The following is an 18,900-nucleotide window of genomic DNA, read 5'->3' on the forward strand; positions in this document are numbered from 1 at the left end:
CGCCCAGATTGGCTTCATTGCCCGCTGTGCGGGGATTTTGAACAGGCCCGAAAAGCTTTTCCATCACCACCCCTCGGAGGACTTCCCATGCCAGCTTGCCACCTTCGCCCCAGCCTGCGCCGCCCGCGCCTGCTCTTCAGCGCCCTGGCCGCCAGTGCCCTGGCGCTGTTGAGCGCCTGCAGCAGCGTGCGCACCGAACACCCGCTGCAATACGCGCCGCAGCACAGCCTGTACGCCGTGGCCAACCTCGAGCCCCCGCCCGAGGCCGCGCAGGCCTTCGATGCGCAGCTGCTGCGCCCGCTGCAACCCATGTGGGACAGCCTGCTGCAGCTGCTGACCGAAGACCCGGAAACCACCGAATCGCCCCGCGCACAGCGCATGCTGCAATGGCTGCGCGAGGTGGACCGCACCGCCAAGGAGCAAGGCCTCAAAGGTTTTGGCCTGGCCCCCGATGCCTTGTTCGCCCTGTACGAAGTGCAGCTGCGCCCAGTGCTGCGCCTCAGCTTGCATGACGTACCGCGCGCCCGCGCGCAGATCGAACAGCTACTGGCCGCGCTGGAGCTCACCCCGCAAGAACATCAACTCGGTCAGCACGCCAGCTACTGGGCCATCCCGCTGTCCGGCCAGTTGCAGTCCGAGCGGCCGCTGCCGCCCCTGCCGTTGCCCGCCGGGCAGGAGCAAGCCCAGGCTGTGCAGCAGGCCCTGCAAGAACTGCAGCCCCAGCTGCTGCTGGGGCTGATCGGCCAGCACCTGGTACTGGCCATCGAGCCCGGCAACGGCCCAGCCCTGCCTGCGGCCCAGCTGCTCGGGCTGGAAAAGCCTGCGCAAAACCTCTACCAGGCCAAGACCCTGCACGAAGTCAACCAGCGCCACGGCTTCTTGCCCTACGGCATCACCGCCTGGATGGCCAGCGAGCGGCTGCTGCCGCTGTTCGGCCTGGGCAGCGATGCCCAGCTGGCGCAGCAGCGCCGCATCACCACGCTGCCGCCCAGCTGCGCCGCCGACGCCGCCGCGCTGGCCGCCAAACTGCCCGAGCTGGCCAGCGGCATCACCCACTGGGACGCCAAACGCAAGGAGCGGCGCAGCACCGTGGTGCTGGAGCAGGCCCTGCGCCAGGGCCTGGCCGCCCTGCCCGGCCAACTGCCCCAGCCCCAAACTGGCCAGAGCGCCGTCAAACCGCTGCTCGAAATCGGCCTGAGCCTGCGGCTGGACAAGCTCGCCAGCTGGCTGCAGCAACAGTCCAGCACCCTGGCCGCCCACCGCAGCGACTGCCTGGCGCTGCAGCCGCTGCAACAACTGGCGCGCCAACCCGATCTGCCCCGCGCCCTGGCCCCGCTGTACGCCATCGGCCCCAATATCCATGGCTTTTACGCCATGCTCACAGGCATGGACTTTGAAAGCATGCTGCGCCAGGACCCATCACAGCCCCAGCCTCAACCCCAGCCAGAGATCGAAGTGGCCATGCTGTTTCTCAGCGACAACCCGCAGGCCTTGCACTCCTACGCCAGCCTGATCGACAAAGAGCTGGCCCGCCAGCCCCTGCAAGCGGGCGCCGAGCCGCGCCCACTGCCGCCAGGCGCGTTCAGCGCAGCGCCCCATCTGCCCGCCTGGCTGGGCCTGGGCCAGGGCGGCGTTGGCCTGGCCGTGGGCCCAAGCGCGCTGCCCGCGCTCAAGCAACTGATGCAGCAACCGGCCCAGTCACTGGGCACGCTGCTCCAGCTGCGCTACTACGGCAGCCTGCTGGGCGATGGCCTGCTGCGCATCTCGCAGCAGGGATACGAGGAATATCTGCACAAAGCCCAGGAGCAACTGCCCGAGCGCGCAATCGACATCGACGCAAGCCAGCAATGGGCCACGCCCATCTTCAACAGCATGGCCGAGTTCTTGCGCAACCTGCACACCATCGAAAGCCGCCTGGGCGTCGGCCCGCTGGGCCTGGATCACTACAGCAGCCTGCAACTGCGATAAACCGCCAGCCAACCAGACGCCACAAGGCGCTGCTTGCCATCCTCCAGGGTGGCAGCAGCGCCTTGTTTTTGCAGGCTCTTGTGTTCCTTGCGCTGGCGTGCAATCGCCAATGTGCTTACTCCACCGTCACGCTCTTGGCCAGGTTGCGCGGTTTGTCCACGTCGGTGCCGCGGCCCAGGGCGGTGTGGTAGGCCAGCAGCTGCAGCGGGATGACGTGCACGATGGGGCTGAGCCGGCCGTAGTGTCCGGGCATGCGGATGACGTGGATGCCTTCGCTGCTGTCGATGTGGGTGCTGGCGTCGGCCAGCACATACAGCACGCCGCCACGGGCGCGCACTTCCTGCATGTTGCTCTTGAGCTTTTCCAGCAGCTCATCATTGGGGGCCACCACCACCACGGGCATGGCGCTGGTCACCAGCGCCAGCGGGCCGTGCTTGAGCTCGCCGGCCGGGTAGCCCTCGGCGTGGATGTAGCTGATCTCCTTGAGCTTGAGCGCGCCTTCCAGGGCGATTGGGTAGTGCTTGCCGCGCCCGAGGAACAGCGCGTTGTCCATGCGCGTGAAGGCGTGCGCCCAGCTGATGATCTGCGGCTCCAGCGCCAGCACGGCCCGCACGGCGGCCGGGATGTGGCGCAGCTGCTGCAGCTCGGCGGCCAGCTCGGCCTCGTCCATCACGCCCTTGACCTGCGCCAGCGTCAGCGCCAGCAGGTACAGGCCGGCCAGCTGAGTGGTGAAGGCCTTGGTGGAGGCCACGCCGATCTCCACCCCGGCGCGGGTGATGTAGGCCAGGCTGCATTCGCGCACCATGGTGCTGGTGCCCACGTTGCAGATGGTCAGCGTGTGCGGCTGGCCCAGCGACTTGGCGTGGCGCAGCGCGGCCAGGGTGTCGGCGGTCTCGCCCGACTGGCTGATGACCACCACCAGCGCGCGCGGGTTGGGCACCGAGTTGCGGTAGCGGTATTCGCTGGCGATTTCCACCTGCACGGGGATGCGCGCCATGGCCTCGATCCAGTATTTGGCCACCAGCGCGCTGTAATAGCTGGTGCCGCAGGCCAGGATGAGCAGCGAGTCGATCTCCTTGAAGACGCTTGCGGCGCCATCGCCAAACAGCTCCGGGCCGATGGAGAGCACGTCCGTGAGGGTGTCGGCCAGCGCACGCGGCTGCTCGAAGATTTCCTTTTGCATGTAGTGCTGGTAAGGCCCCAACTCGGCGGCGGCGGCGAAGGCCTGCACGGTCTGCACCGGGCGCTGCGCCGCATCCAGCGGGCGGCCCTGGGCGTCGGTGATCCAGTAGCGCCCGGCCTGCAGATCCACCAGATCGCCTTCTTCCAGGTACACGATCTGGTCGCTCACGCCCGAGAGCGCCATGGCATCGCTGGCCAGAAAGTGCGCGGCCGGCTGGCCGGGCACGATGCCCAGCACCAGCGGCGAGCCCGCGCGCGCGCCCACCAGGCGCTGCGGTTCGTCGCGGTGCATCACCGCCAGCGCATAGGCGCCCTGCAGCTGCGCCACGGCCTGGCGCAGCGCCTCGAACAGGTCACCCTCATACAGGCTGTCGATCAGGTGCGCCACGACCTCGGTGTCGGTGTCGCTGCCGAAGCGGTAGCCCTTGGCCTCCAGCGCACGGCGCAGCGCCTCGTAGTTCTCGATGATGCCGTTGTGCACCAGCGCCACGCGCGCGGCCGCCTGCGGCACGGCCGCCGGGTCGATCTGCGGGCCGAAACTGAAGTGCGGATGGGCGTTGTCCATCGACGGCGCGCCGTGCGTGGCCCAGCGCGTGTGGGCAATACCTGTGCCGGCCCGCAGGCCCTGCTCGGCCACCTGGGCCTGCAACTGCGCCACCCGCGCCGTGCTGCGGCTGCGCTCGATGCCCTGCGCCGAATCGGGCGCAAAGCTGGCGCGATGCACAGCCAGGCCGCAGGAGTCATAGCCCCGGTATTCCAGGCGCTGCAACCCCTGCAGCAACACAGGCACCACATCCTGCTGCGATACCCCGCCGACGATTCCACACATACGCAACTCTCCCTGTGATTTGGATGCAGACCTTGCTCAAGAATCTGCGCAACGCGCCCCGTCCCCCGCAGCGGCGGTCGGCCAGGGCCACACATGGGCGGGATGCTAGCCAAGGCGAAAAGAAATTTGCTTTTGTTTTTGATCTATTTTTCAAGCAAAATTTCATGAATGTGATTTCATGAAATTTGATTTCAGTCAAAGCTTAAAGATGAAGAAAAACATCGACGGAATCGACCTGCAATTGTTGGAGCTACTGCAACGCGATGCCTCAATCAGCCAACAGGTTCTGGCCGAGCGCGTGGGCATCTCGCCTGCCACCTGCCTGCGGCGCGTGCAGCGCCTGCGCGAGGCGGGCATTCTGGCGGCCCAGGTGGCGCTGGTGGATCCATGGGCGCTGGCGCGCGCCAGCGGCCAGCCGCCGGGGCTGTGCTGCATCGTCGAACTCAGCCTGGATCGGCAGGACGCCCAGGCGCTGGCGGCCTTCGAGCAGCTGCTGCTGCAACACCCCGAGGTGCAGCAATGCTGGCGCGTGAGCGCCGGGCCGGATTTCATCCTGGTGGTGCACACCCTGGACATGCAGCACTATCAAGCGCTGGCGCACGCGCTGTTCACACAGCAGGCCAATGTGCGCAACGTCAAGGCCTATTTCGCCACCGCGCAGCCCAAACGCGGCACGGCCATCCCGCTGCCGGGGCGCGCAGCGCCAGCAGCGTCAGAGTCAGCGCCGGCATCAGCGCAAAGGCCGCAACCACTCAGCGGCGCAAGGCCTTGAAGGCCGAATACTCCCAGCGGCGCAGCGCCAGGATCATGGTGTAGCCCTCGCGCTCGCCGGGCGGCACTTTCTGGTCGCTCAGGTGCTGCTGGGAGAAATCTTGCCCCAGGCGCTGCATGCGCTCGAGCAGGGCGGGCGCGGCCGCGCGGCTGATGCTGCCATGCACCAGGAACAGTCCTTCGTCCTCGTGCGCAAAAGCCCCGCCCAAGTAATCCAGCGCCACATGCTCGCGGAAGAACTGCATCACCGGGCCATTGGGCCGCCACTTGAAAGTCTTGGCCAGCTTGAGGCGGTAGCGGTTCATGGGCCGCAGTTCCAGGATGCCCAGCCGATCGAGCTGCGCCAGGTATTTGACGCACTCGGCCTCGCTGAGGTGGTAGGCGGCCACCATCTGCTCGACCGACCACAGGCTCATGGCATTGACGGCCACCAGCAGCAGCTTCTTGTCTGCCACCACGGCGCGCTCCTGCTCCACGCTCAACTGCGCCAGCTCGGGCTGCTGATCGACCACGCGCCGCGCCAGCTCGGCAAAGTCCGTGCCCAGCGCACGGCAGATGGCGTCGATGCGCGACAGCGGCATCTCGCCGCGCGAGAGCATGCGCTTGACACTGGACTCGGCCATCTCCAGCGCCTGGGCCAGATCGGCGTAGGTCATGCGGTTGGCCTTGAGTTCCTGCTTGATGACGCTCACCAGGTCCTGGGTGGTGCTCATGGGCTTGCTCCTCCTCTCATGTGCTGCGGCTGGCCTGTCGATCGGGGTTGCCAGCGGCAAAAGGTATCAATAAAAGATACTTTAAGGCATTGAATATGCAATTCAAAGCAAATAACGGCACTTTTTTGCCATCCGGTTTCGATACTTCGCGGCGCAGGGTGCATGTCACCCCATCCATTCATGACCTGTCGATTGTTTTGGAGCCACGCCATGCCCGCCAAGAAATCCTTTGTGCTTGCCGCATCCTTTTCCCCCTCGTTTGCCATGGTCGATGGCAGCCATTACACGGCCCGGGCGCGCTCGGCGCAGCAGCTGGCGCGCTGGGCCTTGCTGGCCTTTGCCGCACTGCTGGCGCTGCTGGCGGCGCTGCTGCCGCCGGTGCAGCAACTGGCGCACTACCACGATTTTGCCGATCAGCGCGGCCTGCTGGGCCTGCCCAACGCCATGGACGTGCTGACCAATCTGTGCTTTCTGGCCGCCGCCATTGTCATCGCCCGGGCCATGCGGCAGTACCGCCGCGCCATGCAGCGCGCCCATGTGCGCAGCATGCCGCTGTGGTGGCACCTGTGCGGCCTGGCGGCGCTGGGCTTTGCCGCCACCGCGCTGGGCTCGGGCATTTACCACCTGCAGCCCAACGATGCCGGCGTGCTGTGGGATCGCCTGGCCATGGGCATCGTGTTTGCCGCCATCGTCGGCCTGGCGGTGCGCCAGATCGCCTGCGACGCCAGCGCGCTGTTGGCCACGGCGCTGACCTTTGCCGCCAGCTGCGCCAGTCTGGCCGTCTGGCATGCCACGGGCAATTTCACGCCCTGGAGCGTGCTGCAAGGCGGCGGCATGGTGCTGCTGCTGGCCATTGGTCTGGGCACTCGCCTGGGGCTGCCGCGCAGCGCAGGCATGCCCGCGCTGGGCCTGCTGGCCATCATCGGCTGGTATCTGCTGTGCAAGGTGTGCGAGCTGGGCGATCACGCGCTGTTCGAGGCCAGCGCCGGGCTGATCTCGGGCCACAGCCTCAAGCATGTGTTTGCCGCCGCAGCAGGCTGGCCGATTGCCCGCATGCTGTATAACGCCACTCCCATGCGCCGTTGAGAGCTCGTCCACAGTTTCTGAGTCATGCCTGCTGCCCCCTTGCAATCTCCCCCACCTGACGCCGCATGAGCCAACACCGCCCTACCCACCCCATCAAGGCCGATGAGGTCAACCAATTCAAGCTGCTGGGCCAGCGGCGCTTTGCGCCGTTTTTCTGGACGCAATTCATCGGCGCCGCCAACGACAACCTGTTCAAGTTCGCCTTCACCGTGCTGGTGACGTACCAGCTGCAGGTGGCCTGGCTCGACCCGCAAATGGCCGGGCTGGTGATCGGCGCAGTATTCATCCTGCCCTATCTGCTGTTTTCGGCCACGGCCGGGCAGCTGGCCGACAAGTACGCCCATGCGCTGCTGATTCGCCGCCTGAAGCTGCTGGAGATTGCCATCATGCTGGTGGCCGCGCTGGCCTTCTGGTTCGAGGCCGTGGCCGTGCTGCTGGCCTGCGTGTTCGCCATGGGCCTGCAATCGACGCTGTTCGGCCCGGTCAAGTACGCCTACCTGCCCCAGCACCTGAACGCGGCCGAGCTCACCGGCGGCAACGGCATGGTGGAGATGGGCACCTTCGTCTCCATCGTGTTGGGCAGCCTGGCCGGCGGCATGCTCATCGACCTGGGCGAGCCCGGGCGCAAGTACGTGGCGCTGGCCAGCCTGGCGCTGGCCGTGCTGGGCTGGGCCAGCAGCCGCGCCATCCCGCTGGCCGCGCCCACCGACCCGGCGCTGCGCATCGACTGGAACCCCGTGCGCGAGACCTGGCAGAACCTGCGCCTGGCCCACGCCCAGGCCGTGGTGTTCCGCTCCGTGCTGGGCATCAGCTGGATGTGGTTCGTCGGCTCAGTGCTGATGAGCCAGTTTCCCGTCATTGCCAAAGAGGTGCTGCACGGCAACGCCCAGGTGGCCTCGCTGCTGTTGACGGTGTTTGCGCTGGGCATCGGCATCGGCTCGCTGCTGTGCGAGGCGCTCTCGCGCAAACAGGTCGAGATCGGCCTGGTGCCCGTAGGCGCCATCAGCATGAGCGTATTTCTGCTCGATCTGTACTTCGCCACCCGCAGCCTGCCGGCGCCGGCCCAGTTGTTGGAGGTGTCGCAGTTCCTGGGCGCGGCGGCCAACTGGCGCGTGCTCATCGACCTGCTGCTGCTGTGCCTGTTCACCGGGCTGTACAGCGTGCCCATGTACGCACTGGTGCAAATGCGCTCACAGCCCACGCACCGCGCGCGCATCATCGCCGCCAACAACATCCTCAACGCGCTGTTCATGATCGCCAGCGCCGTGCTCACCGCCGCGCTGCTGCAGCTGGGGCTGACGATGCCGCAAATCTTTCTGGCGCTGGCCATTGGCAATGCCATCGTCGCGGCCTACATCTTCCTGCTGGTGCCCGAGTACCTGCTGCGCTTCATGGCCTGGGTGCTCACCCACCTGATCTACCGCTTTCGCATCCAGGGGCGCGAGCACATCCCCAGCGAAGGCCCGGCCGTGCTGGCCTGCAACCACGTCAGCTTCGTCGATGCCATCTTGCTGCTGGCCGCCAGCCCGCGCCCAATCTATTTCATCATGGACGAGCGCATCTTCCGCAACCGCCTGCTGGGGCTGATTTTCCGCTTCGCCAAGGCCATCCCCATCGCCGCGCAGCGCGACAACCCGCAGGCCTTTGAGGCCGCTTTCGAGCGCGCCGCCCAGGTGCTGCGCGAGGGCGACCTGCTGGGCATCTTCCCTGAAGGGGCCATCACCCGCGACGGCCAGCTGCAGCGCTTCAGGCGCGGCATCCACAAAATCACGGACGATGCCCGCGCCCAGGGCCTGGACGTGCCCATCATCCCCATGGCGCTGTCCAACCTGTGGGGCTCGTTCTTCTCGCGCATCGAAGTGCGAGGCGGCCAGAACGTGGCCATGGTGCGGCCGCTGCGGCGTGGCTGGCTCAACCGCGTGGGCCTGCACGTGGGCCCGGCCATGGACAGCGCCAGCGCCACACCCGAGCTGCTGCAGGCGCGTGTGCAGCAGCTGCTCGACCAGGCCCAACCCGCCGGCAAGAGCGGGCACAGCGCCGCGCCAGACCTGGGCACAGGCGCGGGATAATCGCCCGCTTTGGCGAGCCCGCCCCACTGCCAGCCCTTTGCAGCTCTGTGCTGCCCCAATCTGCCATGTCCGAGCCCAAAAAAGTCCTGTTCGGCTTTCACGCCATCACCGTGCGCCTGAAGACCGCGCCCGATTCCATCATCGAGGTGCTGATCGACCCCAGCCGCCGCGATGCGCGCATGCGCCAGTTCATCGCCCGCGCCAAAGAAGCGGGCGTGCGCCTGATCGAAGCCGATGCGCTGCGCATCGCCCGCCTGGCCGGCAGCCACGGCCACCAGGGCGTGGCCGCGCGCGTGCAGGCCCTGGCGCCGGCGCGCGGCCTGGATGAGCTGCTCGACGCATTGGCCGAGCCGCCGCTGCTGCTGGTGCTCGACGGCGTGACCGACCCGCACAACCTGGGCGCCTGCCTGCGCGTGGCCGATGGCGCTGGCGCCCATGCCGTCATCGCCCCAAAGGACCACGCCGCCGGCATCAACGCCACCGTCGCCAAGGTCGCCAGCGGCGCGGCCGAGACCATGCCCTACTTCATGGTCACCAACCTGGCGCGCACCCTGGGCGAGCTCAAGGAGCGCGGCATCTGGGTGCTGGGCACCAGCGACGACGCGCCGCAATCGCTCTACCAGCAAGAGCTCACCGGCCCCACGGCCCTGGTGCTGGGCGCCGAAGGCCCAGGCATGCGCCAGCTCACGCGCAAAACCTGCGACGCGCTGCTGCACATCCCCATGCAGGGCGCGGTGGAAAGCCTGAACGTCTCGGTGGCCAGCGCCGTGTGCCTGTACGAAGCGCGCCGCCAGCGCCTGCTCAGGTGAGAGGTTCTGAGAGCCTGTTCAAAATCTTTGCACGGCGGTCACGAGAGCGGATTTGGGCGCTCTGCCGCGCCCGCAAAGCCTCGCCATAGCCCCAGCTATGGCTGCGTTTTGCGCCTTGCAGCCCACCCCAAACCGCTTCTTGCCCACTCGCGCCGTGATTTTGAACAGGCTCTGACAGCGCCAAGCGCCCGCACGGCCCTGGTGCGACAATGCACGGGCTTTGCCCCTCACCCCCACGCCCTGGCACAGCCAAGGCGGTTTCACCCAGCCCCTCTTCTTTTTTGGAGACCCTCATGACCCAAGTCACCCTCAAAGGCAACCCCGTCGAACTCAAGGGCAGCCTGCCCGCCCCCGGCCAGCATGCCCCGGCCTTTTCGCTGGTCGGCAAGGACCTGGCCGAGCGCAGCCTGGCCGACTTCAAAGGCCAGCGCAAAGTGCTCAACATCTTCCCCAGCATCGACACCCCGACCTGCGCGCAATCGGTGCGCAGCTTCAACGAAGAGGCCAGCGCCCTGCCCAACACCGTCGTGCTGTGCATCTCGGCCGATCTGCCCTTTGCCCAGTCGCGCTTTTGCGGCGCAGAAGGCCTGGACAAGGTCGTCATGCTCTCCACCCTGCGCGGCCGCGCCTTCCATGAAGACTACGGCGTGGCCATCGCCAGCGGCCCGCTGGCCGGCCTGACCGCGCGCGCCGTGGTGGTGCTCGACGAAAACGACCGCGTGCTGCACAGCCAACTGGTGGGCGAGATCGCCAACGAGCCCGACTACGCCGCCGCCAAGGCCGCGCTGCAATAAGGCCCCAAGCGCCAGCTCGCACCCCACAGCCACCGCCTTGCCGGTGGCTTTTTTTCGCCCTGGTGATGGGCGCAGCGGGGGGATTCTGGCGACAGGCGCGGCCACTTCATCTTCGCTTCACCTGGATTTCTCAAGCGCTGAGCACACTTGCAGCCACTGTACTCATCAACAAGAAAGGCCCTCTCATGCAATACCGGCTCGCAACCAAGATATTCATCATCGGCGCCCTGGTCATCGTGCTGCAAATGGCACTGATGATGATCTACGGCCAAGTCCAGGATCGCCAGCGCCTGCACCGCAGCGTGCAAAACGACATCGCCCAATCGGCCGCTGGCGCGCAAACCCTGATCGGCCCGGTGCTGCTGATCGAATACCAGGAGGAATTCGAGGAACAGGTGCACGACGCCCAAACCGGCCAGACCAGCACCCAGCTGCGCCAGCGGCAGCAACGCCACTTGCTGCCCGCGCAGCAGCTGGACTGGCAAGGCCAGGCCGAGGTACAAACCCGCCATCGCGGCATCTACCACGCCAACCTGTTCCAGTCGAGCTGGAAGCTCAACGGCCAGTTCACGCTGCCAGCCTGGCTGGGCCAGCAGCCCCAGGGCCGCATCCTCTCGGCCCAGGCCTATCTGGTGCTGGGCGTGAGCGACCAGCGCGGCATCACCAACAACCCGTTGCTGCACATCGACGGGCGCGAACTGCCCTTTCAGGTCGGCAGCCGCGAGGTGCTGGCCACCCCCGCCATCCACGCCAATCTGGGCGAGCTGGACCTGAGCCAAGCGCACAGCCTGCCCTTCACGCTCGCGTTGCAGCTGATGGGCTCGCAGCACCTGTCCATCGCGCCCACGGCCGAGCTGACCAATGTGCACCTGCAATCGAGCTGGCCGCACCCGAGCTTCCAGGGGCGCTTTCTGCCCAACACGCGCGAAGTGCGCAGCGACGGCTACAGCGCCAGCTGGCAGATCTCGCACCTGGCGCGCGACTTCGAGCAAACCCTCAAGGCCGGCAAGGCGGTCGCCAGCACATCGGGCCGCTATGGCCATGACAGCGCCGCGCAGGCCGAAGTGCTGGGCGTGAGCTTCATCGACCCAGTCAACATCTACGTACAGGCCGAGCGCGCCGTCAAATACGGCCTGCTGTTCATCGTGCTGACCTTTGCCGCCTTCTTCCTGATCGAAACCACGCGGCGCATCGCCATCCACCCGCTGCAATACCTGCTGGTCGGGCTGGCGCTGTCGATCTTCTTCCTGCTGCTGGTGGCGCTGTCCGAGCACCTGCCGTTCTGGCTCTCCTACGGCATTGCTGCGCTGGCCTGCGTGAGCCTGATCACGCTGTACCTGGGCGCAGTGCTGCGCAACCGCCTGCACGGCCTGGCCTTTGGCGCCGGCATCACCGCGCTGTACGGCATCCTCTACGGCATCCTGCGCTCCGAGGACAACGCCCTGCTGATGGGCAGCGTGCTGCTGTTCGTCGCACTGGCCGCGCTGATGCTGGGCACACGCCACATCGACTGGTACAGCCTGATTGGCCAAGGCAAGGCCAGCGCGAACCCAGCGCCATCCAGCAGCAAAGTGAACGCGCAGAACTGATTCCATCGCCGTACCCCAACAGCAGTGCGCAACACCTCTGCGCAGGCCCTGGCAAGCCAGGGCCTGCGCGCATCAATAACAGGCAAATCAAGTGCCAATGCGAGAAAATCCCATCTATTCAGCCCCATTCCAGAATCTTATTTATTCGCCTTTCTTATCAGCCACCAATATTTTTGGCTTGGGATGGACTTTCAGCATAGCCAGATGCAACGAGACCCAGCGCCCTGAGATATCTGGTTTGATATTCCACTTTCGTCACACGACTCTTTTTTATATCAATCAAGCCATCATAAAAATTACCCAAAGGATCAATCCCCTTCATCTCAATCCACTTAGAACTGCAACCAACAACAATGCCAGCATAAAAAGAATACGCAGACTCCCGCTCCAGATGAATCCCCACAATAGCACCTCTATCAATAAAATAGTCATACAAATTGTCGATGACACCAAACTCTCTTTTACAACCCATCAAATCATTAGAAAAATCATCGCCAAGAGAGCCAAAGAAAGCGCGCATCATTTTGATTGAAGAGCAGTCAAACTTCAGCGACTTGACATACTTTCTTGCAATAAAACACATCCCATCCACATACAACTCATCAGTGATCTCCGACCCGCATAAAAAACCATCAACTACACCAAAGCGGACGATATTCACATAGGAAATACCTTTGCGCCGCACAACTTTACATACATTACTCAAAAACATAACAAAAACTCATTCAAAAAAACCAATCGAGAAAGTCAGCAAAATAACCCTTCGGGGCTTTAATCATGATCGGAGAAGTACGGCAACCGACGTGACCCAAGCATTTTTATGCAAATCTAGTTGCATTTCAGAATTCCCATGTTTTTCAGTGACTTTACAGGCCTGCAGGCTTTCGCGCGCCATGAGTGGCCTATGGCCGCGCTTTGCATGGCCGCACAGGCCGGGCGCCGTCAATAGAATCGGCCCCCATGCCACAACACACATCGCCCCCCTCCCCCACGGCAGCCAGCCACAGCGCCTGGCTGCACCAGGCCATCGACCGCATCGAGGCCGATTACCAGCGCAGCGCCGACACGCACCTGATCCCGCTGCCGCTGCCGCGCTTTGCCCAGGTCGGCATTGATCTGTATCTCAAGGACGAATCCACCCACCCCACCGGCAGCCTCAAGCACCGACTGGCGCGTTCGCTGTTTCTGTACGCGCTGTGCAATGGCTGGATCGGCCCGCAATCGACCATCGTCGAAGCCTCCAGCGGCTCCACCGCCGTCAGCGAAGCGTATTTCGCGCGGCTGCTGGGCCTGCCCTTTGTGGCCGTGATGCCGCGCAGCACTTCGCCCGAGAAGATCGCCCTGATCGAGTTCTACGGTGGGCGCTGCCATTTCGTGCAACAAGCCAGCGAGGTGTATGACGCGGCGCGGCAGATCGCCGCCGACACCGGCGGCCACTACATGGATCAGTTCACCTACGCCGAGCGCGCCACCGACTGGCGCGGCAACAACAACATCGCGCAAAGCATGTTCACGCAGATGCAGCGCGAGCGCCACCCCATCCCGCGCTGGATCGTCGTAGGCGCGGGCACCGGCGGCACCAGCGCCACCATTGGCCGCTACGTGCGCTACCAGCGCTACGCCACCGAGCTGTGCGTGGCCGACCCGGAAGGCTCGGTCTTTGCCGATTACCACCGCTGCGGCGATGCCGGCCTGAGCGCGCCAGGCTCGCGCATCGAAGGCATTGGCCGCCCGCGCGTGGAGCCCAGCTTCGTGCGCACGCTGGTGGACCGCATGGAAGTGGTCAGCGATGCGCAATCCATTGCCGCCATGCACGCGCTGTCGCAGCTGCTGGGGCGGCGCGTGGGCCCGTCCACCGGCACCAACTTCGTGGCCATGCTGCGCCTGGCCCAGCACATGCAGGCCCAGGGCGAGCAAGGCTCCATCCTCTCGCTGCTGTGCGATGCCGGCGAGCGCTACCTGCCCACCTACTACAACCCACAGTGGCTGGCCGGCCACATCCAGACCTGCGAGGCCAGCGCGCGCCAGATTCAAGAGCTGCTCGTCTAGAGCGTGTTATGCACTTCGCGCGCCCCGCAACAACAAGCATCAGGAGACGCCCACATGGCTTTCATCAACTACGTCACGCAAATTCAGTTCGACTTTGGCGCCATCGCCCTGCTGGCCAGCGAGTGCCAGCGCATCGGCATCACCCGTCCGCTGCTGGTCAGCGATGCCGGCGTCAAGGCCGCTGGCATCCTCGACCGCGTATTGGCCCAGCTCAAGGGCATGGACTGCGCCGTGTTCGACGCCACGCCGCCCAACCCCACCGAGGCGGCCGTGCGCGCTGCCGCGCAACGCTACCGCCAGCAGCGCTGCGACGGGCTGATTGCCGTGGGCGGCGGCTCCTCCATCGACTGCGCCAAAGGCGTGGCCATTGCCGCCACGCACGATGGGCCGCTGACGCGCTACGCCACCATCGAAGGCGGATCGCCGCGCATCAGCGAAGCCGTTGCGCCGCTGATTGCCATCCCCACCACCAGCGGCACCGGCAGCGAAGTGGCGCGCGGCGCCATCCTCATCGTTGACGATGGACGCAAGCTCGGCTTCCACTCCTGGCACCTGGTGCCGCGTGCGGCCATTTGCGACCCCGAGCTGACGCTGGGCCTGCCCCCTGGGCTGACCGCGGCCACCGGCATGGACGCCATCGCCCATTGCATGGAAACCTTCATGGCAGCCGCCTTCAACCCGCCGGCCGACGGCATCGCGCTCGATGGCCTGGCGCGCGGCTGGGCCCACATCGCCCAGGCCACACAGCACGGGCAGGATCGCCAAGCGCGCCTGAACCTCATGGCCGCCAGCATGCAAGGCGCCATGGCCTTTCAGAAGGGCCTGGGCTGCGTGCACTCGCTCAGCCACAGCCTGGGCGGCATCAATCCGCAACTGCACCACGGCACGCTCAATGCCATCTTCCTGCCAGCGGTGCTGCGTTTCAACGCCCAGGCCCACAGCGTGCAGCAGGAGCAGCGCATGCAGCGCATGGCCCAGGCCATGGGCCTGGCCCTGCCCGAGCAGGCCAGCGCCGCACAGGCCGCTGCGCAACTGGCCCAGGCCGTGCAGGCGCGCAACCAAGAGCTGGGCATGCCCAGCGGGCTGGCCGCCATGGGCGTCAGGCAGGGCGACTTCGCACTGATCATCGAGCGCGCCCTGCGCGACCACTGCCACGCCACCAACCCCATCGAAGCCAGCGAGCAGGACTACCGGCAGATGCTGGAAGAGTCCATGTAAGCGCCGTTGGTCAGCCAGGGCCGCCCAACGCACGACGGCCCAAGGGCCTGCCCAGCCGCGCCACGAAAAAAATTTTTCTCCATCCATGAGGGATTTGCCGCGCTGCGGTGTTGTATCTCATGGTGGCCCACAGCGCCGCCTTGATGCACGGCCTGCCTGCCGCCCCCTGCGGCATGGCGCGCCGCACCCCAACCCTTTTGATGGAGACTTGCATGCCCCAACCCGCCATCCCCCGTCTAGCCCGCTGCCCACTGGCTGCAGCCGCCGCGCTCTGTCTGGCCGCCTTGCCCCTGCATGGGCATACACAGACGCCAGCGCAAGCGCCCAAGCCCGGCCAAAGCGCGGCGCGCACCTACCAGCTGCCAGCCCAGCCCCTGGCCCAAAGCCTGGCCGCGCTGGCCGCCCAGGCCGGGCTGCAACTGGTGGCCGACCCGGCCCGCATCGGCCAGCGTGCAGCCCCAGCCCTTGCGCCCACGGCCGATTTGCCGCAGGCGCTGCGCACGTTGTTGGCCGGCACCGGCCTGCAAGGCCGCGTGCAGGGGCAGACGCTGGTCATCTCCCCGGCCCCTGCACAAGCTGCCGCCGCCGCAAGCAGCGCGGGCGATGCCCAGACCCTGCCTGCGGTCACCGTGCAGGCCGCGCCCGAAACCGCCACTGGCCCCGTGCTGGGCTACGCCGCGCGCCGCAGCGCCACAGCCACCAAGACAGACACGCCGCTGGTGGAAACGCCGCAATCGGTCAGCGTGATCGGCGCCGAGGAGATCGAGGCCAAGGGCATGCGCGAGGTGCTGGACACGCTGACCTATACGCCGGGGGTTTTGCCTCGCATGTGGGGCCACGATGGCCGGGACTATGAATTCATGATGCTGCGCGGCTTTGCCGACATCGAGGCCCAGAACTTCCTCGACGGCCTGGCGCAAATGAGCTTCGTGGACGTTGCATCGCCTACCGAGGTCTATGGCATGGAGCGCATCGAGGTGCTGCGCGGCCCGGCCTCGGCCACCTTCGGGCGGGCCGACGTGGGCGGCATCGTCCACCGCGTCAGCAAGCGGCCCACGCTGGACGAGCCGGTGCGCGAGGTGCAGGCGCAACTGGGCAATTACCGGCACCGGCAACTGGCCTTCGACTACGGCGGCAAGCTGGGCGAGCAGGTTGCCTACCGCCTGGTGGGGCTGGCGCGCCAGGGCCGCACGCAAGACCGCTACCCCACCGGCGAGTGGGACACGACCAAACGCCAGTACTTCGCCCCCTCGCTGCTGTGGCAGCCCTCGGCCGCCACCCGCCTGACGCTGCTGGCCGCCGTGCTGCGCCACAACGCCAGCGACGACGTGGGCTACCAGGCCGACGGCAACGGCCAGCCCACGCAGGTGCGCGAAGGCGACCCGCGCTACAGCCGCATCAAGTACAACAACTGGTCGCTGGGCTATGAGCTGCGCCACGACTTCAATGCCCAATGGGGCCTGCGACAGAACTTCCGTTACGCCAAACGCAATACGGACAAGCGCCACATGTACTCCTCACTGGAAGATGATGGCCGCACATTCACGCGCACGGCCGAGCGCAACGAAGGCAACCTGAGGCAAACCTCTTTGGACACCTATGTGGAAGGGCGCTTCCAGACCGGCGCGGCGCGGCACCAACTGATTGCGGGCCTGGACTTCACCCAAGCGCGTGGTTTTGAAACACAAAAAAGCACGCCAGCCCCTGATCTGGATCTCTACAACCCGGTGTACCACCCCATCACGCCGCCCGGCGTGGTGACCGAATCCTTTGGCCCGAACAAGCTGCGCATACTGGGCCTGTATGTACAAGACCAGATGCGCATGGGCGAGCAGTGGCTGCTGACGCTTTCGGGCCGGCACGACACGGGCAAGGTGCAAGACGCCTCCAGCGCGCGCGGCGGGCAAAACAAAAGCCGCACCGACAAAGCCTTTACCGGCCGCGCCGCGCTCACCTGGCTGGCCCCTGGCGGCTGGGCGCCTTATGTGAGCTACGGCACCTCCTTCCTGCCCGCCTTTGACGCATTCGATTCGCTGGAAGCCAAGCCCACCACCGGCAAGCAATGGGAGCTGGGCGTCAAATACCAGCCCCCCGGGCGCAGCCTGCTGCTCGCCGCCGCCGTGTACGACCTGCGCAAGCGCAACATCACCGTGACCAACCCCATCACCAACCGCGATGAGCAGGTGGGCGCCATGCGCTCGCGCGGGCTGGAGCTGGAGGCCAAGGGCCGCCCCCTGCCTGCCTTGCCCGGCCTGCATGTCACCGCTGCCTACACCTACAGCGACGTCAAAGGGGTGAGCGGCGACACCTGGCGCGTGGAGGCGGGCAAGACGGCCATCCAGGTGCCCAAGCACATGGCCTCGCTGTGGCTGGACTACCGCTTTGCCGAAGGCAGCCTGCGCGGCCTGAACCTGGGCCTGGGCGCACGCCACGTGGGCCGCCGTTGGGACGATGCGGCCAACACCCGCGCGCAACCGGGCTACACGCTGGTGGACGCCAGCCTGCGCTACGACCTGGGCGCCAACTGGCGCCTGGCGCTGAACGTGAACAACCTGTTCAACAAGAAGTACTTCGCCAGCAACGCCTTCGATGGCTGGTGGCGCGGCGAGCAGCGCAGCGCGACGATCACAGCCACCTACCGCTGGTAAGCCGCGCGCTGGCGGCAGGCGCCCTGCCCGCTTGCATGCCGGGCAGGCAGCCTGCGAGGTGCCTGCGAGGTGCCTGCGAGGTTGCAGGCCGCGCCGCCGTGGCGGCGCGGCGCGGGCGGGGCATCGGGCACGCGCTCCAGCACGGCCAGAAAGTCCTCGCGCCGCCCCTGCGCCGCCTCGGCGCGCGGGTGCTCCAGCGTCAGCCAACTGGCCAGCTTCTCCGCCGTGGCGCTGGCAATGAACTGGTTGACGGAAATGCCATCGCGCGCGGTCATGGGGTGCCCCCGTGCATTTGCTGCTGTGCCTTGTGCGCTTGCACGTAGGAACGCAAAACCGCATTGATGCGGGACTGGTAGCGCGCCCCCCCGTGCTTGAAAAAGTCCAGCACATCGGCATCGATGCGCAGCGTGATTTGCTTCTTGTTGCCCGGCAAGGTCGCTGCCGCTTTCAGCCAAACGGCATCGGGCAGATGGGGTGCATCCGTGTAGTCGATGTGATCTTCCGGCATCCCTGCAATGGCATCCATCCGCGCTTTTTGCTCGGCGCTTGGCTGCGGCATGTGGGACAGGTCAAGGGTTTGCTTCACGATATTGCTTTGCTTCTTTGCCATTTGCTTTCCTCGCAGAGATGAGACGAATGGTCTTGCCATCGTCCCGAACGGTATAGACCACATACAACAGCGCAGACCAGAACAGGCCAATCGTTGCCCAGCGGTCTTCGCCGTAGTCTTGGGGCCTGTTTGCGCCATTGCAGGAGTCGCGAAGGAATGAAAAACCGCACCGATCAAGGCGCACGTTGCAGGGCGTATGTCGATACGCCCAAGACGGGCAACGCCGAGCGGAGTGGTTTTTCATGCCTTCCCAAAGGGTTGGAGCCTGCAGGGGCCGCCCACGGCGTTGGCAATCCTCGCAAAGCATCCAGCCTTGCTGCGGTTGCCGCCTTGTGCTCGGCCCCTGCGGGCTCCAACGCGATCTCCTTCAATGGCGCAAACAGGCCCCGCGAGCCATCGTAGGTTTCGATGCGGCCAGGATCGCCAAAAACAAACTTGGCATCCTCGAAATAGATGCCGTGTTTTTTGAAGTTGATCGCCGCTTTGTCGGCATCCCATTCGAATTCCATTGCGCTAATTTACTCCTTTTTGTAGTTACGTTGCGTATCTACATGTTGTGACTGCA

General features: G+C 65.7%; 18 protein-coding genes. 11 read left to right on the top strand and 7 right to left on the bottom strand.

Annotation, left to right across the window (positions count from 1 at the left end; translation table 11 throughout):
* Positions 1-87 precede the first annotated feature (87 nt).
* Positions 88-1,968 (top strand): hypothetical protein, encoded by a 1,881-nt coding sequence (locus CLI93_RS10090; RefSeq protein WP_095542373.1) that lies wholly within the window; start codon positions 88-90, stop codon positions 1,966-1,968.
* A gap of 115 nt (positions 1,969-2,083) precedes the next feature.
* Here the strand turns inward: CLI93_RS10090 and glmS are convergent, their stop codons facing one another.
* Positions 2,084-3,979, bottom strand: a complete 1,896-nt coding sequence (glmS, locus tag CLI93_RS10095; RefSeq protein ID WP_095542374.1) for a glutamine--fructose-6-phosphate transaminase (isomerizing) — start codon at positions 3,977-3,979, stop codon at positions 2,084-2,086.
* Positions 3,980-4,002: 23 nt separating this feature from the next.
* On the opposite strand from glmS, the gene CLI93_RS15160 reads away from it, so the two are divergent.
* Positions 4,003-4,161 carry a hypothetical protein gene (locus tag CLI93_RS15160; protein WP_172424267.1) on the top strand — a complete coding sequence of 53 codons (159 nt, stop codon included), beginning with the start codon at positions 4,003-4,005 and terminating at the stop codon, positions 4,159-4,161.
* Entirely contained in the window at positions 4,158-4,751 is a 594-nt protein-coding gene (locus CLI93_RS10100; protein WP_238945803.1) for an Lrp/AsnC family transcriptional regulator, read from the top strand. The genes CLI93_RS15160 and CLI93_RS10100 overlap by 4 nt, the downstream gene beginning before the upstream one ends.
* Here CLI93_RS10100 and CLI93_RS10105 read toward each other — a convergent pair.
* The gene (locus CLI93_RS10105) at positions 4,732-5,463 is read right to left on the bottom strand and encodes a helix-turn-helix domain-containing protein (protein WP_095542375.1); all 732 of its coding nucleotides are present in this window, start codon (positions 5,461-5,463) and stop codon (positions 4,732-4,734) included. The genes CLI93_RS10100 and CLI93_RS10105 overlap by 20 nt on opposite strands.
* Positions 5,464-5,673: 210 nt before the next feature.
* Here CLI93_RS10105 and CLI93_RS10110 point away from each other — a divergent pair, with 210 nt between their 5' ends.
* The 5 genes from CLI93_RS10110 (at position 5,674) to creD (ending at position 11,810) form a co-directional block, all read left to right on the top strand.
* Positions 5,674-6,549, top strand: a complete 876-nt coding sequence (locus tag CLI93_RS10110) for a hypothetical protein (protein WP_095542376.1) — start codon at positions 5,674-5,676, stop codon at positions 6,547-6,549.
* A gap of 65 nt (positions 6,550-6,614) precedes the next feature.
* Positions 6,615-8,618 carry an MFS transporter gene (locus CLI93_RS10115; protein ID WP_095542377.1) on the top strand — a complete coding sequence of 668 codons (2,004 nt, stop codon included), beginning with the start codon at positions 6,615-6,617 and terminating at the stop codon, positions 8,616-8,618.
* A gap of 65 nt (positions 8,619-8,683) precedes the next feature.
* Positions 8,684-9,427: a 23S rRNA (guanosine(2251)-2'-O)-methyltransferase RlmB gene (rlmB, locus tag CLI93_RS10120; RefSeq protein ID WP_095542378.1), complete on the top strand. Its 744-nt coding sequence runs from the start codon at positions 8,684-8,686 to the stop codon at positions 9,425-9,427.
* Between the two features lie 293 nt (positions 9,428-9,720).
* Complete coding sequence (tpx, locus tag CLI93_RS10125; protein ID WP_095542379.1) at positions 9,721-10,221, top strand: thiol peroxidase; 501 nt, start codon at positions 9,721-9,723, stop codon at positions 10,219-10,221.
* Positions 10,222-10,406: 185 nt separating this feature from the next.
* Entirely contained in the window at positions 10,407-11,810 is a 1,404-nt protein-coding gene (creD, locus tag CLI93_RS10130; protein ID WP_095542380.1) for a cell envelope integrity protein CreD, read from the top strand.
* 157 nt (positions 11,811-11,967) lie between these two features.
* Here creD and CLI93_RS14905 read toward each other — a convergent pair whose 3' ends face one another.
* Positions 11,968-12,522: a hypothetical protein gene (locus CLI93_RS14905; protein WP_143326391.1), complete on the bottom strand. Its 555-nt coding sequence runs from the start codon at positions 12,520-12,522 to the stop codon at positions 11,968-11,970.
* Between the two features lie 248 nt (positions 12,523-12,770).
* Between CLI93_RS14905 and CLI93_RS10135 the strand changes: the two genes are divergently transcribed.
* From CLI93_RS10135 to CLI93_RS10145, 3 genes are all read left to right on the top strand, one after another.
* The gene (locus tag CLI93_RS10135; protein WP_095542381.1) at positions 12,771-13,859 is read left to right on the top strand and encodes a PLP-dependent cysteine synthase family protein; all 1,089 of its coding nucleotides are present in this window, start codon (positions 12,771-12,773) and stop codon (positions 13,857-13,859) included.
* 54 nt (positions 13,860-13,913) lie between these two features.
* Complete coding sequence (locus CLI93_RS10140; RefSeq protein WP_095542382.1) at positions 13,914-15,077, top strand: iron-containing alcohol dehydrogenase; 1,164 nt, start codon at positions 13,914-13,916, stop codon at positions 15,075-15,077.
* Positions 15,078-15,289: 212 nt separating this feature from the next.
* On the top strand, positions 15,290-17,725 hold the full coding sequence (locus tag CLI93_RS10145) for a TonB-dependent siderophore receptor (RefSeq protein WP_172424268.1): 2,436 nt from the start codon (positions 15,290-15,292) through the stop codon (positions 17,723-17,725).
* Here CLI93_RS10145 and CLI93_RS15420 read toward each other — a convergent pair.
* From CLI93_RS15420 to CLI93_RS15600, 4 genes are read right to left on the bottom strand one after another with little or no spacing between them, the layout of a single operon-like run.
* The gene (locus CLI93_RS15420; protein ID WP_238945804.1) at positions 17,713-18,000 is read right to left on the bottom strand and encodes a hypothetical protein; all 288 of its coding nucleotides are present in this window, start codon (positions 17,998-18,000) and stop codon (positions 17,713-17,715) included. The genes CLI93_RS10145 and CLI93_RS15420 overlap by 13 nt on opposite strands.
* Positions 17,997-18,335 carry a BrnA antitoxin family protein gene (locus tag CLI93_RS10155; protein WP_095542384.1) on the bottom strand — a complete coding sequence of 113 codons (339 nt, stop codon included), beginning with the start codon at positions 18,333-18,335 and terminating at the stop codon, positions 17,997-17,999. The genes CLI93_RS15420 and CLI93_RS10155 overlap by 4 nt, the downstream gene beginning before the upstream one ends.
* Positions 18,295-18,579, bottom strand: coding sequence for a BrnT family toxin (locus CLI93_RS10160; protein WP_095542385.1), 285 nt, complete (start codon positions 18,577-18,579; stop codon positions 18,295-18,297). Before CLI93_RS10160 ends, CLI93_RS10155 begins: the two co-directional genes overlap by 41 nt.
* Complete coding sequence (locus CLI93_RS15600) at positions 18,509-18,844, bottom strand: BrnT family toxin (RefSeq protein WP_095542386.1); 336 nt, start codon at positions 18,842-18,844, stop codon at positions 18,509-18,511. Before CLI93_RS15600 ends, CLI93_RS10160 begins: the two co-directional genes overlap by 71 nt.
* Positions 18,845-18,900: the final 56 nt, after the last annotated feature.

This window comes from Vandammella animalimorsus (assembly GCF_002288875.1).
Lineage (GTDB): Bacteria > Pseudomonadota > Gammaproteobacteria > Burkholderiales > Burkholderiaceae_C > Lampropedia > Lampropedia animalimorsus.

Coding starts and splice junctions, on each gene's coding strand:
- CLI93_RS10090 (WP_095542373.1), top strand. CDS start 88: ATGCCAGCTTGCCACCTTCGCCCCAGCCTGCGCCGCCCGCGCCTGCTC.
- glmS (WP_095542374.1), bottom strand. CDS start 3,979: ATGTGTGGAATCGTCGGCGGGGTATCGCAGCAGGATGTGGTGCCTGTG.
- CLI93_RS15160 (WP_172424267.1), top strand. CDS start 4,003: ATGCAGACCTTGCTCAAGAATCTGCGCAACGCGCCCCGTCCCCCGCAG.
- CLI93_RS10100 (WP_238945803.1), top strand. CDS start 4,158: ATGAAATTTGATTTCAGTCAAAGCTTAAAGATGAAGAAAAACATCGAC.
- CLI93_RS10105 (WP_095542375.1), bottom strand. CDS start 5,463: ATGAGCACCACCCAGGACCTGGTGAGCGTCATCAAGCAGGAACTCAAG.
- CLI93_RS10110 (WP_095542376.1), top strand. CDS start 5,674: ATGCCCGCCAAGAAATCCTTTGTGCTTGCCGCATCCTTTTCCCCCTCG.
- CLI93_RS10115 (WP_095542377.1), top strand. CDS start 6,615: ATGAGCCAACACCGCCCTACCCACCCCATCAAGGCCGATGAGGTCAAC.
- rlmB (WP_095542378.1), top strand. CDS start 8,684: ATGTCCGAGCCCAAAAAAGTCCTGTTCGGCTTTCACGCCATCACCGTG.
- tpx (WP_095542379.1), top strand. CDS start 9,721: ATGACCCAAGTCACCCTCAAAGGCAACCCCGTCGAACTCAAGGGCAGC.
- creD (WP_095542380.1), top strand. CDS start 10,407: ATGCAATACCGGCTCGCAACCAAGATATTCATCATCGGCGCCCTGGTC.
- CLI93_RS14905 (WP_143326391.1), bottom strand. CDS start 12,522: ATGTTTTTGAGTAATGTATGTAAAGTTGTGCGGCGCAAAGGTATTTCC.
- CLI93_RS10135 (WP_095542381.1), top strand. CDS start 12,771: ATGCCACAACACACATCGCCCCCCTCCCCCACGGCAGCCAGCCACAGC.
- CLI93_RS10140 (WP_095542382.1), top strand. CDS start 13,914: ATGGCTTTCATCAACTACGTCACGCAAATTCAGTTCGACTTTGGCGCC.
- CLI93_RS10145 (WP_172424268.1), top strand. CDS start 15,290: ATGCCCCAACCCGCCATCCCCCGTCTAGCCCGCTGCCCACTGGCTGCA.
- CLI93_RS15420 (WP_238945804.1), bottom strand. CDS start 18,000: ATGACCGCGCGCGATGGCATTTCCGTCAACCAGTTCATTGCCAGCGCC.
- CLI93_RS10155 (WP_095542384.1), bottom strand. CDS start 18,335: ATGGCAAAGAAGCAAAGCAATATCGTGAAGCAAACCCTTGACCTGTCC.
- CLI93_RS10160 (WP_095542385.1), bottom strand. CDS start 18,579: ATGAAAAACCACTCCGCTCGGCGTTGCCCGTCTTGGGCGTATCGACAT.
- CLI93_RS15600 (WP_095542386.1), bottom strand. CDS start 18,844: ATGGAATTCGAATGGGATGCCGACAAAGCGGCGATCAACTTCAAAAAA.